Annotated in this window: 13 protein-coding genes; 3 read left to right on the forward strand and 10 right to left on the reverse strand. The window is 73.1% G+C overall.

Annotated features, from left to right (window positions below):
- Positions 1-210 precede the first annotated feature (210 nt).
- The 9 genes from ABD205_RS00125 to ABD205_RS00165 form a co-directional block, all read right to left on the reverse strand.
- On the reverse strand, positions 211-1,434 hold the full coding sequence (locus ABD205_RS00125) for a transcriptional regulator (RefSeq protein ID WP_344041145.1): 1,224 nt from the start codon (positions 1,432-1,434) through the stop codon (positions 211-213).
- A 122-nt stretch (positions 1,435-1,556) separates the two neighbouring features.
- Positions 1,557-2,699, reverse strand: a complete 1,143-nt coding sequence (locus tag ABD205_RS00130) for an XdhC family protein (RefSeq protein ID WP_344041147.1) — start codon at positions 2,697-2,699, stop codon at positions 1,557-1,559.
- Positions 2,692-3,732: a vWA domain-containing protein gene (locus ABD205_RS00135; protein WP_344041149.1), complete on the reverse strand. Its 1,041-nt coding sequence runs from the start codon at positions 3,730-3,732 to the stop codon at positions 2,692-2,694. The genes ABD205_RS00130 and ABD205_RS00135 overlap by 8 nt, the downstream gene beginning before the upstream one ends.
- Positions 3,733-3,890: 158 nt before the next feature.
- Entirely contained in the window at positions 3,891-4,775 is an 885-nt protein-coding gene (locus tag ABD205_RS00140) for an AAA family ATPase (RefSeq protein WP_344041151.1), read from the reverse strand.
- 58 nt (positions 4,776-4,833) lie between these two features.
- A complete protein-coding gene (locus tag ABD205_RS00145; RefSeq protein ID WP_344041153.1) occupies positions 4,834-5,427 on the reverse strand; it encodes a nucleotidyltransferase family protein in 594 nt (197 codons plus the stop codon).
- Entirely contained in the window at positions 5,424-6,065 is a 642-nt protein-coding gene (locus ABD205_RS00150; RefSeq protein WP_344041155.1) for a hypothetical protein, read from the reverse strand. The genes ABD205_RS00145 and ABD205_RS00150 overlap by 4 nt, the downstream gene beginning before the upstream one ends.
- The gene (locus tag ABD205_RS00155; protein WP_344041157.1) at positions 6,062-6,568 is read right to left on the reverse strand and encodes an RNA polymerase sigma factor; all 507 of its coding nucleotides are present in this window, start codon (positions 6,566-6,568) and stop codon (positions 6,062-6,064) included. The genes ABD205_RS00150 and ABD205_RS00155 overlap by 4 nt, the downstream gene beginning before the upstream one ends.
- Before the next feature lie 209 nt (positions 6,569-6,777).
- Entirely contained in the window at positions 6,778-8,406 is a 1,629-nt protein-coding gene (gene groL / locus ABD205_RS00160; protein WP_344041159.1) for a chaperonin GroEL, read from the reverse strand.
- A 232-nt stretch (positions 8,407-8,638) separates the two neighbouring features.
- Complete coding sequence (locus tag ABD205_RS00165; protein WP_344041161.1) at positions 8,639-9,493, reverse strand: ATP-grasp domain-containing protein; 855 nt, start codon at positions 9,491-9,493, stop codon at positions 8,639-8,641.
- A gap of 91 nt (positions 9,494-9,584) precedes the next feature.
- On the opposite strand from ABD205_RS00165, the gene ABD205_RS00170 reads away from it, so the two are divergent.
- From ABD205_RS00170 to ABD205_RS00180, 3 genes are read left to right on the forward strand one after another with little or no spacing between them, the layout of a single operon-like run.
- On the forward strand, positions 9,585-9,947 hold the full coding sequence (locus tag ABD205_RS00170) for a YciI family protein (RefSeq protein WP_344041163.1): 363 nt from the start codon (positions 9,585-9,587) through the stop codon (positions 9,945-9,947).
- A gap of 1 nt (position 9,948) precedes the next feature.
- A complete protein-coding gene (locus ABD205_RS00175; protein WP_344041165.1) occupies positions 9,949-10,302 on the forward strand; it encodes a YciI family protein in 354 nt (117 codons plus the stop codon).
- 47 nt (positions 10,303-10,349) lie between these two features.
- On the forward strand, positions 10,350-11,519 hold the full coding sequence (locus ABD205_RS00180) for an RNA polymerase sigma factor (protein WP_344044435.1): 1,170 nt from the start codon (positions 10,350-10,352) through the stop codon (positions 11,517-11,519).
- Here the strand turns inward: ABD205_RS00180 and ABD205_RS00185 are convergent.
- Positions 11,503-12,039, reverse strand: a complete 537-nt coding sequence (locus tag ABD205_RS00185) for a GNAT family N-acetyltransferase (RefSeq protein WP_344041167.1) — start codon at positions 12,037-12,039, stop codon at positions 11,503-11,505. The genes ABD205_RS00180 and ABD205_RS00185 overlap by 17 nt on opposite strands.
- Between the last annotated feature and the right edge of the window lie 82 nt (positions 12,040-12,121).

The following is a 12,121-nucleotide window of genomic DNA, read 5'->3' on the forward strand; positions in this document are numbered from 1 at the left end:
GGAGGTTGGCGGTTCGTTGGTCGGCGGTGTGTGTTCGCGGGTGCGGCGGTCGGCGGTCGGCCCAACTATCACCGTGACAGTTGCGGCGGGGCGGCGTAAGTATCACCGTGATAGTTGCGGCGACCGGTGATAGTTCGCAGCTATCACCCACCGACCCAACTATCACGGTGACAGTTTGCGCGACAGGGCGACGGGCACTCGCTGGACGGCTCAGTGGCCGGCGACTGCCAGCCGGCCCTTGAGCAGCGGTACCGCGGGGTGACCGCCGTCCAGTCGGGCGAGGCACACCTCGACGACCTCGGCGTCGTACGGCGCCAGCTCGCTGTAGCGCATCACCGCGTCCGGCTCCGGGTTGGCGAGGAGGGCCTCGCGGACCGCGACGGCGACGTACTCGGCCAGCTCCGTGAGCGCCGGGCTGTTGGTGCCGGGCATGAGGTCGCCGCCGTACGCGTCCACCGCGGCGGCGACCCGGCCGCGGCGGAGCAGGGCGAGGACCTGCTCGACGTCGGTGGTGACCGGCATGAGGAGGCGGTAGGGACGCGACGCGAGCTGGCCGCCGATCGCGTGGCGCAGGTGCGAGACCTCGGCCTTCAGGGTGGAGAACGTGACCGCCTGGTCGCCGTACACGGCGGCGTGCAGCTGCTCGAGGGAGAGGCCCTCCTGGTGGAGGGCGAGGAGGGCCAGGATCTCGGTCTGACGCCGGTTGAGCAGCAGCCGCTGACCGTCCAGCCAGGTCTCGGCGGTGCCGAGCAGCGTCATCACGAGGCCGGGCGCGCTCTGCTCGTCGCGCGGTCCGGCGACGGCGCCCACGGGCAGTGCCGTCTCGATGAGCCGCGCCATCACGCGCGCGGTCGCGAGCCCGATCGGGTGGGTCCGGTCCCAGGTCGTGGAGAGGTCGACGACGCCGAGCCGGGCACCGGTGACGGGATCGTGCACGGGTGCCGCCCAGCAGACCCAGTTGTGCACCACCTCGGCGTAGTGCTCGGCGGAGAACACCATCGACGGCACGTCGTCACGGTTGGCGAGGTCGAGCGCGTTCGTGCCGACCGACTGGTCGTCCCAGCGCCCGCCGGGCACGAAGTTGACGGTCTCGGCCTTGCGACGCATGACGCGACCGCCGTACGTCCAGAGGATGCGGGTGTCGGGGTCCGTCACGGCGATGACCAGGTCGCCGTCCTCGGCCGTGCGGCGGAGGTCGTCCTCGACCCGTTCCACGGCGACCTGCAGGGGCGAGTGGCGCCAGTAGTCGGCGGTGTCGTCCTCGTCGGCGAGCGGCGCATGGGTCACGTCCGGACGGATCGCGATGCCCGAGCGGGCCCAGCTGCGCAGGATCTCGGGACGCACGCGGGCCTCGACGTCGTCGCCGTTCTCGATGAAGGAGGTCCACGCGCGAACGGCCTCGACCCGACGGGTGTGCAGCTCGGCGCGAACCATCGGACCTCCTGGACACCGGCTCCGTCGCGGCCAACCTAGCACCGCGGTGAGCGCCGTCACAGAGGGTCGGACCCGCTGCCAGGACGGGGTTCCCGGGCAGCCGCCGGACCAGCATCGCCCACTCAGGGCAGGGCGTGCTCCCGGTGGATGCGCCCGTCGAGCTGGCCGAGTCGGTTGCCCGATCCGCCCCAGCGGCCGGCGATGATCTCGGCGGCGATCGAGATGGCCGTCTCCTCCGGCGTACGCGCGCCGAGGTCGAGGCCGATGGGGCTGGACAGGCGGGCGACCTCGTCGGCGGTCAGCCCGGCCTCCTTGAGGCGCTGCTCGCGGTCCTCGTGGGTACGCCGGGAGCCCATCGCGCCGACGTAGCCGACCTGCGGCAGCCGCAGCGCCACCTCGAGCAGGGGGACGTCGAACTTCGGGTCGTGGGTGAGCACCGTGATGACCGTGCGCGCGTCCACGCGGCCTGCCTCGGCCTCGGCGGCGAGGTAGCGGTGCGGCCAGTCGACGACCACCTCGTCGGCGTCCGGGAAGCGGCTGCGGGTCGCGAAGACCGGCCGGGCGTCGCACACCGTCACGTGGTAGCCGAGGAACGCGCCCACCCGGGCCACCGCGGCGGCGAAGTCGATCGCGCCGAAGACCAGCATCCGAGGCTTGGGCGCGAACGCCCACACGAACACGCGCATCCCCTCGCCGCGCCGCTCGCCGTCCGGACCGTAGGTGAGGGTGGCGTTGTGCCCCTGCGCCAGCTGGCCGAGCGCGTCGTCGCGGACCGCGTCGTCCATCCGCTGCGAGCCCAGCGACCCCTCCAGCCTCGTGGTCTCACCCTCGGGCCGGACCACCAGGCGCCGCCCGAGCACGGCCGGGTCGGGGTGCTCGATCACCACGGCCAGCGCCACCGGGCGGCCGTCACGCACGTCCGCCGCGATCGCACCCAGCTCGGGGAACGTCTCGCGGTCGATGCTCTCGACGTACACGTCGAGGATGCCGCCGCACGTCAGACCGACGGCGAACGCGTCGTCGTCGGAGACGCCGTACCGCTGCAGCACGGGCTGCCCGGAGGCGGCGACCTCCTGGGCGAGGTCGTAGACCGCGCCCTCGACGCAGCCGCCCGAGACGGATCCGACAGCCGTGTCGTCGGGGCCGACCAGCATCGACGCCCCCGGGGGCCGGGGTGCGCTCTGGAAGGTCGCCACCACGGTGCCAACCCCGACCGTCCGGCCGGACTCCCACCACCGCATCAGGTCGTCGAGCACGTCACGCATCAGCGATCACCTCCAGGAGGCGTTGGTACGTCGCGAGCGAGTGCCCGGCGACGAAGTCGTCCACGTAGGGAAGGACGGCGCGCACACCGGCCTGGACCGGCTCGTAGCCGTCCTTGCCGCGGTGCGGGTTGACCCAGACCAGCCGGTGCGCGACGCGGCTGAGCTGCCGGGCCTGCTCGGCCAGCAGGGTCACGTCGCCGCGCTCCCAGCCGTCGCTGAAGACCACGACCACTGCCCCCCGGGCCATGCCGCGCCGGCCCCACCGGTCGAGGAAGACCTGGAGCGTCTCGCCGAGCCGCGTGCCGCCGGACCAGTCGGGGACGGTGTCACCGGCGGCGACCAGAGCACGCTCGCCGTCGCGCAGGCGCAACGCCCGGGTGAGGTGCGTCAGCCGCGTGCCGACGGTGAAGGTCTCGACGGGGCCGGGCAGCGCGTGGCTGATCCGGTGCGCCACGCGCAGCAGCGTGTCGGCGTACCCGCTCATGGACCCGGAGACGTCGATCAGCAGCACGACGCGCCGGGGCCGTGTCGCACGCCGACGCCAGGCGATCTCGGCGGGCTCACCCATCCGTCGCAGGCTGGTCCGGAGCGTGCGGGCGGCGTCGACGCTCCCCCGGTGCCAGGCGCGGTGGCGCGCGGTCCGGCGCAGCGGCGCGCGCGGGGAGAGGGTCGCGAGCATCGCGGCCAGCCGCTGCTTCTCCGCGGCGCTGAGCCGGGCGACGTCGCGGTGGCGCAGCACCTCGACGTCGCTCGCCATCGCCCTCGTCACGTCGTCGGCCTGCTCGGCAGCACCGGCCGCGTCGACGAGCGGCAGCTCCCCGACCGCGGCCGCGGTCGTTCGCGCCGCCCTCGGTAGCGGCAGGCCGTCGCGGGCGCCGAAGTAGGCCTCGAAGACCTGGTCGTAGCGCGCCAGGTCGTCCGGTCCGGCGCAGAGGGTCGCGCGCCCCGAGGTGTACGTCGCCCGGCGGTCGTCGAGCCCGACGATCGAGACCGCCTCCAAGTAGCTCTGCGACCGGTCGGGCGTGACCGGCACCCCAGCCGCCCGCAGCGCGCGGGTGAACCCGAGCAGGACGCGGTCGGCGGGCGGAGTCCCCGGTTCACCGGGGACTCCGGAACTTCCGGGGTGTCGTGCACCCCCGGAAGTTCCGGGGTTCCCTGGGTCGGGTCCGGAGTTCCCTGGGCGGAGACTGCTCATGCCAGCAGCCGGTCGAGCGCGGCGCGGACCCGGTCGGCGTCCTCGCGGTACTTCACCAGCGCGCCGAGCGTGGCGCTGGCGGTCGCGAGGTCGACCTGGTCGCTGCCGAGGTAGGAGAGGGCACGGGCCCAGTCGAGTGTCTCGGCGACACCCGGCGGCTTGAGGAGTCCGCCCGACACCACGGAGCCGTCGCGCAGCTGCTGCACGATCCCGACGACCTGCCGTGCGAGCGCGTCAGCCACCTCGGGAGCGCGGCTGCGCACGATCTCCACCTCGCGGTCGAGGCCGGGGTGGTCGATCCAGTGGTAGAGACAGCGCCGCTTCAGCGCGTCGTGCAGCTCACGGGTGCGGTTGGAGGTCAGGACGACGATCGGAGGTGTCGCAGCGGCGACGGTGCCGAGCTCGGGGATGGAGACCTGGTAGGTCGAGAGCACCTCGAGCAGGAACGCCTCGAACTCGTCGTCGGCCCGGTCGACCTCGTCGACGAGCAGCACGGCCGGGCTCTGCTTCAGGGCGGCGAGCACGGGCCGGGCGAGCAGGAAGCGCTCGTCGTACAGGCTCTTCTCGGCCTCCTCGACATCGGTCCCCCGACCCGCCGCCTCCAGCGCGCGCAGGTGGAGGATCTGACGGGGGAAGTCCCAGTCGTAGAGCGCCTGCGTGGCGTCGATCCCCTCGTAGCACTGCAGCCTGATCAACGGCAGCTCCAGCGCCTCGGCGATCGCCTCGGCCAGCGCCGTCTTCCCGGTGCCGGGCTCGCCCTCGAGCAGCAGCGGGCGCTGCATCCGTAGGGCGAGGTAGGTGACGGTGGCGAGCGCCTCGTCGCACAGGTAGCCCGTCCGTCCGAGCCTGGTCGTCAGCTCCTGAGCGGACAGGGTCTCCATGTGATCCAGGCTACCTGCGCGGCCGTTGGCCCCCGGTTGGGTGCGGTCGCTGCGCCGCTCAGCCCCGACGGTCGACGTCGGCGCCGGTCGCCAGGTCGCCGCACTCGACGAGGAGCGCGTCATGCGCGCGGAGGTAGTCGCGCGCCCCCTGGTCGCCGGCCACACCGGCGGCGATCGACTCCCAGTGGTCACGGCCGAGCAGGACGGGATGGCCCGGCACACCGTCGTACGACGCCCTGGCCAGCGCCGCGCCGCTCGCGACGACCCGCCGCACCACGTCGGGGCCGACGTCGGGCAGGTCGACCAGGTGCACGAGCGCGACGTCGGCGTCCGTGCCGGCGAGCACCCCGAGCCCGGCCCGCAGCGACGCGCTCATCCCCTCGGTCCAGTCGTGCGCGACCACGACCGTGACGTCGTGCTGACCTGCGGACCCGTCCGGGCCCGTGAGCAGCGCCCGCGCCTCCTCGGCTGCGGCGCCGAGCACGACGGTCACCGCCGCGCAGCCGCCCTCGCGGAGCGTGGCGACGCCGCGCGGCAGCCAAGGGCCGTCGTCATCGGAGACGAGTGCCTTGGGCGTGCCCATCCGGCTCCCCGCGCCGGCCGCGAGCAACAGTCCGTGGACCGTGACGGGGCCGCCCTCCCGGACCGTCACTGCGGGAACGCCTGCTCGTAGAGGGCCTTCACCTCCGGGCTGCCGACGGGTCCGCTCAGCCCGCACCCGAGCACCCGGCCACCCTCGGCCGCCACCAGGTAGTCCTGGCCGGTCTCGAACGCGGGGTCGCCCTCCGGGGCTCCGGCGGCGCCCGGAGCCGCACCCGTCACGGTCACCTGGTCTCCCGCGTCTCCCGTGTAGATCTTCGTCGGCCGGATCGTGACCACGCCGTCCGCGATGCCCACGACCTTCCCCTCGAAGGCGAGCGGCTTGGCGGCGAGCAGCTCCGGCGTCGGCACAATGCATCGGCCCCCCGTCGCGGGCGCCGCGCTGAGCTCGGTCGTGCCCGCGGCAGCGGTCGTGCTGGCGCCGGGCGCGGCCACGACGCCCGGCTGGGAGTGATCGCCGCTCAGCCGCCACACGACGCCGCCCGCGATGACGACGACGGCGGCCGCGGCCACCAGCCAGGTCAAGGAGTTGCGCCGGTGGGTGCCGGTCTCGCGCAGATCGGTGTCGACCACGCGGTGCAGCAGGTGGTCGACGTCGTCGGCGTCGGCCGCCGGCAGGTCGCCGGCCGGATCGGCGCCGCGCAGCCGCGCGAGGAGCTCGGCGTCGGACGGGTGCGGTGAGTCGCTCATGCCCCTTCATGTCCGGCGAGGTCGCCGGTCTTTCGCGGCGCGTCGATGAGCTCGCGCAGGTGCTGGCGGGCGCGGGTCAGCCTGATGCTGACGGCGTTGGGCGTCAGCCCCATGGCCGTCCCGATCTCGGCGGGGGTGAGCTGCTCCCAGGCCCAGAGCCGGAGCAGCTCGCGCTCGGTGTCGTCGAGCTCCTCGAGCGCTTCGAGCAGGTCGTCGGACCCGGCCGGCTCCACGTCGACCGGCTGGTCGGCGAGCCTGGCTGCCAGGCGCGCCCGTCGGCGTACACCCCTCTCGGCGTTCGCCAGGCAGTTGCGAGCCACCCCGTAGAGCCACGGCAGCGGCTCGGGCGGTACGTCGTCGAAGCGCCGCCACGCCACCAGCAGCGTGTCGCCGAGCACGTCGGCGGCCGTCTCGGCGTCGGTGCGCCGCGCGAGGTAGCGCCGCAGCGGCTCGAGGCACGCCCGTGCGAGCTGGTCGAAACGGTCAGCCCTGCTGGTCTCCACGCCTCCAGCCTCCCATCGCCCGGCCGTGCTGTCTGCAACGTCAACCCTGCTCGTGCCCAGCAGCGGGTCCCAGCACACCACCGAGTCCGGGGGTCGGACGACAGCAGGGCCCCCGCCGTGTAGCGGGGGCCCTGCCTGTTGCCTTGCGGGACGTCATACGTTCCGGTGGCCGGAGCCACCGACCCGTACGACGTCCGGGGAGACCGGACTCAGAAGTCCATGCCGCCCATGCCGCCGGTCGGGTCGCCGCCCATGGGCGCGGCCTTCTCCGGCTTGTCGGCCACGACGGCCTCGGTGGTGAGGAACAGCGCGGCGATCGACGCGGCGTTCTGCAGCGCCGAGCGGGTCACCTTGGCCGGGTCGATGATGCCCGCGGCCAGCAGGTCGACGTACTCACCGGTGGCAGCGTTGAGGCCGTGACCGGCGGGCAGGTTCGCGACCTTCTCCGCCACGACGCCGCCCTCGAGGCCGGCGTTGATGGCGATCTGCTTGAGCGGGGCCGAGATCGCGACGCGGACGATGTTCGCGCCGGTGGCCTCGTCACCCTCGAGCTCGAGCTTCTCGAACGCCTTGGCACCGGCCTGGACGAGAGCGACGCCACCACCGGCGACGATGCCCTCCTCGACGGCGGCCTTCGCGTTGCGAACGGCGTCCTCGATGCGGTGCTTGCGCTCCTTGAGCTCGACCTCGGTGGCCGCGCCGACCTTGATGACGGCGACGCCGCCGGCCAGCTTGGCGAGGCGCTCCTGCAGCTTCTCGCGGTCGTAGTCGGAGTCCGACTTCTCGATCTCGGCGCGGATCTGGTTGACGCGGCCCTCGATCTGGGCAGCGTCGCCGGAGCCGTCGACGATCGTGGTCTCGTCCTTGGTGATGACGACCTTGCGGGCCTGGCCGAGCAGCTCGAGACCGGTGTTCTCCAGCTTGAGGCCGACCTCCTCGGAGATGACCTGGCCGCCGGTGAGGATCGCGATGTCCTGCAGCATGGCCTTGCGACGGTCACCGAAGCCGGGAGCCTTGACGGCGACCGACTTGAAGGTGCCGCGGATCTTGTTCACGACGAGCGTGGACAGAGCCTCGCCGTCGACGTCCTCGGCGATGATGACCAGCGGCTTGCCGGACTGGATGACCTTCTCCAGCAGCGGCAGCAGGTCCTTGACGTTGGAGATCTTCTGGTTGGCGATGAGGACGTAGGCGTCCTCGAAGACCGTCTCCATGCGCTCGGGGTCGGTGACGAAGTAGGCCGAGATGTAGCCCTTGTCGAACCGCATGCCCTCGGTGAGCTCGAGGTCGAGGCCGAACGTGTTCGACTCCTCGACCGTGATGACGCCTTCCTTGCCGACCTTGTCCATCGCCTCGGCGATGATGTCGCCGACGGTGGTGTCAGCGGCGGAGATCGAGGCGGTGGAGGCGATCTCCTCCTTGGTCTCGATGTCCTTGGCGAGGGCGAGGAGCTGCTCCGACACGGCGGAGACGGCGGCCTCGATGCCGCGCTTGAGACCCATCGGGTTCGCGCCGGCCGCGACGTTGCGCAGGCCCTCGCGAACGAGCGCCTGGGCGAGCACGGTGGCGGTGGTGGTGCCGTCACCGGCGACGTCGTCGGTCTTCTTGGCGACCTCCTTGACGAGCTCCGCGCCGATCTTCTCGTACGGGTCCTCGAGCTCGATCTCCTTGGCGATCGAGACGCCGTCGTTGGTGATCGTGGGGGCGCCCCACTTCTTCTCCAGAACGACGTTGCGGCCCTTCGGGCCGAGGGTGACCTTGACGGCGTCGGCGAGGGTGTTCATGCCCCGCTCGAGACCGCGCCGGGCCTCCTCGTTGAAAGCAATCAGCTTCGGCATTGCCTGGCGATCCTTCACTGGAAGTGCGTGTCCCGGCCGGTGGGCTGCCCGCGACGGCACGATCGTCCTGCGGTGGCGATCCCTTCACGCCACCCACGGAGCGACCCAACGTCACCGGTCCGGAGGTGGCACTCTCATGGCGAGAGTGCCAACGCCATGTTTAGCACTCGCCCTTGTCGAGTGCAAGGAGACGTACGCCTGACCGCCCGTGCGGAACGGCAGGACGCCCCCGTCAGACCCCGCCGGCCAGCCGCGCGGCCACCATGTCGGCGAAGCCGTCGGCGTTGCCCGGCTCGACGTCCAGGTAGAGCCCCGGCTCGATGAGCTCCAGCTCGGAGACGACCAGCCGGTCGTCATACGTGAGCATGTCGACGCGCGCGTAGTCGATCGGGTGGCCGTGCCGGTCGGCCGCGGCCCGGACGGCGGCCTCGGCGAGGGCCGCGTGCTCCCGCGTGAGGGGGACGGGGCGGGAGCTGCCGCCGTACAGCTCGTTGACCCTGATGTCGCCGCCGCCCGGCACCTTCTGCACCTGCGCGGCCGGCGCGCCCGCGAAGACGAAGACGCTCGTCTCGCCGGTCGTGCGCACCGACTCGACGAGCGGCTGGACGACCCACGGCGCCGCGACGAGACCCTCCAGCCTGTCGTCGGCCGCGGAGGAGACGACGCACACGCCGACGCCTCCCGCACCGGTGCGCGGCTTGACGACCACGGTCCCCCAACGCTCGACGGCGGTGGCGAGGCCGTCGACGAGGGTGGCGTCGTCGAGCAGCTCGGTCGGCACGGTCGGGATGCCCGCCGCCGGGAGCTCGCACAGGTAGGCCTTGTCGGCGTTCCAGGCGATCACGTCGGCGCCGTTGAGCAGGCGAGGGAGCCCGCGCACCCAGGCGAGGAACTCCGGTGCGCGCCGGTAGTAGTCCCAGGTGGACCGCACGGCGACCAGGTCGGCGCCCGCCCAGTCCGCGGCCGGGTCGTCCCAGCGGGCCCACGCGGCGTCGATTCCCCGAGCCGTCAGCGCCGTGAGGAGGGCACCGCCCCCGGGCTCGCCGTCGGGCATCAGCTGGTAGGTCGCGAGCAGGATCCGTGGCACGAAGGAGAAACCTACTGGACCGCGGCTGTCGATTCGGACTCCCGCCGTCCGTCATCGCGGTGACAGACTCACCACCACGAGAGGAATCGCGATGACCAGCTATGCCGTCCTGCTCCCCGGCGACGAGAGCGCCTGGGAGCGCGCCACGCCCGAGCAGCGTGCCGCGATGTACGAGACACACGGCCGCTTCGCGGCGATGCTCGAGGAGCGCGGTCACAAGATCACCGGTGGCGCCGAGCTGACCCACTCCCGCGCCACCAAGCAGGTGCGCCGTGACGCGGCGGGCGCCGTGCTCGTCTCGGACGGGCCGTACGCCGAGACCGTCGAGCAGCTGACCGGCTTCTACGTGGTCGAGACCGACGACCTGGACGACCTGCTCCAGGTCTGCGCCCTCCTGGCCGGTCCCGACACGCCCGTCGAGGTCCGGGCGACCGTCGACCACGGGGGCGAGTGAGGTGCGCTTCCTCCTGCTGCTGACCGAGCGCGACCACTTCGCGCGCTGGGACGCCCTGACCGAGGACCAGCGCGACGTCGCGATGGACGCCTTCCGCACGTTCGCGAAGGCCGTCCAGGAGCGCGGCGAGATCGTCGACGGCGACGCGCTGTTCGCGCCTGCGGACGCGCGGACGGTGCAGCCCGGCCCCGCCCGCACGGTCACGGACGGTCCGTACGCCGAGACCGTCGAGCAGCTGGCCGGCTACTACGTCATCGACGTGGCCGACCTGGACACGGCCGTCGACCTGGCCCGGCTGCTGCCCGACCTCACCGCGGTCGAGGTCCGCCCCACGCGCGGGGTGCCGATCCGCTGACCGCGCTCGAGGAGCTGCTGCGTGACGAGTGGGGCCGCCTGCTGGCCCTGCTCGTCGCGCGGTACCGCCGTCTCGACCTGGCCGAGGACGGCCTCGCCGACGCCTTCGAGGCGGCGGCCCGCGCCTGGCCGAGCGACGGTACGCCGGCCAACGGGCCGGCCTGGCTCCTCACCGCCGCCCGCCGGCGCATCGTCGACCGGCTCCGCACCGAGTCGGTCCTCGCCCGGCGGATGCCACTGCTCGAGGTCGAGGCGTCCCTGACCCAGGAGGCTGCCCACGTGATGGCCGACGGAGGCGAGCTCGTCGCCGACGAGCGGCTGCGACTCGTGCTGCTGTGCGCGCACCCCTCCCTCTCGCCGGAGGCCGCTGCCGCCCTCACGCTGCGGCTCGTCCTCGGTGTCTCCACCGACGACATCGCCCGGCTCTTCCTCCAGTCGACCGCGACGATGGCGGCCCGGCTGACCCGGGCGCGCAAGCGCCTCGCCGGCGCCTCGTTCGAGGTGCCGGCGGATCCGGACGCCCTGCAGGCGCGGGTCGCCGTCGTCGCCGACGTCGCCTACCTGGCCTTCACGGCCGGCTACGCGCCGGGCAGCGGCCCTGACGTCGTACGGACGGAGCTTGCCGGCGAGGCCGTCCGGCTCGTGCGGGTGCTGCGCGACATCCTGCCGTCGCCCGAGCCGGAGGTCGACGCGCTGCTCGCGCTGATGCTGCTCCAGCACTCGCGTCGCGACGCCCGGGTGAGCGACGGCGCCATCGTGCTGCTCGCCGACCAGGACCGGACCCGCTGGCACCGCGACGAGATCGCGGAGGCGCTCGGTCTGCTGGAGCCGCTGGTGCACGCCCCGCCGGCCCCCTACCTGCTCCAGGCCCTGATCGCCTCGGAGCACGCGATCGCACCGTCGGCCGAGGCCACGGCATGGGACCGGATCGTCGCGAGGTACGACGAGCTGCTCACCGTGCACGACACCCCGGTGGTCCGCCTCAACCGGGCGGTCGCGGTCGCGGAGTCCCGGGGTGCCGAGGCGGGACTGTCCGCGCTCGCCTCCGTCGCGCTCGCGGGACACCGACTCCCCGCCACCCGGGCCGAGCTGCTGGTGCGGGCCGGTCGCGACGCCGAGGCGCGGGCGTCGTTCAGCGCGGCGATCGCGCTGTGCGCCAACGAGGCCGAGCGGACCCACCTCGTGGAGCGCCTGGCGGCGATCAGCCCAGCGTCTTGACGAGCCGCTCGAAGGCCAGGTCGTCGCGCTGCGGAAGACCGAACCGCTCGTCGCCGTACGGGAACGGCGAGAGCTCACCCGTACGCCGGTAGCCGCGCCGCTCGTAGAACGCGATGAGCTCGTCGCGGACCGAGATGACGGTCATCTCCATCGTCGTCGCGCCCCACTCCTCGCGGCCGATCCTTTCGGCCTCGGCCATGACGACCTTGCCGAGCCCGCCGCCCTGCAGACCGGGGCGCACCGCGAACATGCCGAAGTAGCACGCCTCGCCGCGGTGCTCGAGCTGGCAGCACGCGATCAGGACCCCGTCGCGCTCGGCGAGCAGCAGCCGGCTGTCGGGTCGCTCGACGACCTCGCGCACGCCGTCCGGGTCGGTGCGCTGGCCGTCGAGGATGTCGGCCTCCGTCGTCCAGCCGGTGCGGCTCGTGTCCCCGCGGTACGCGGACTCGACGAGGGCGACGATCTCCGGCACGTCGGCGGGTGTGGCGTCGCGGAAGGTCAGGGTCGGGCCGGTCAGCACGGCGTACAACCTAGCCCGGCCTGGGGGCTCCCCCGCCGAGATCCGGGTTGTGGTTCGCCGAGATCCGGGTTGTGGCCCGCCG

The organism is Nocardioides panacihumi, assembly GCF_039530925.1.
In the GTDB taxonomy this organism is placed as follows: Bacteria; Actinomycetota; Actinomycetes; order Propionibacteriales; family Nocardioidaceae; genus Nocardioides; species Nocardioides panacihumi.

Coding starts and splice junctions, on each gene's coding strand:
- ABD205_RS00170 (WP_344041163.1), top strand. CDS start 9,585: ATGACCAGCTATGCCGTCCTGCTCCCCGGCGACGAGAGCGCCTGGGAG.
- groL (WP_344041159.1), bottom strand. CDS start 8,406: ATGCCGAAGCTGATTGCTTTCAACGAGGAGGCCCGGCGCGGTCTCGAG.
- ABD205_RS00150 (WP_344041155.1), bottom strand. CDS start 6,065: ATGAGCGACTCACCGCACCCGTCCGACGCCGAGCTCCTCGCGCGGCTG.
- ABD205_RS00125 (WP_344041145.1), bottom strand. CDS start 1,434: ATGGTTCGCGCCGAGCTGCACACCCGTCGGGTCGAGGCCGTTCGCGCG.
- ABD205_RS00130 (WP_344041147.1), bottom strand. CDS start 2,699: ATGCGTGACGTGCTCGACGACCTGATGCGGTGGTGGGAGTCCGGCCGG.
- ABD205_RS00140 (WP_344041151.1), bottom strand. CDS start 4,775: ATGGAGACCCTGTCCGCTCAGGAGCTGACGACCAGGCTCGGACGGACG.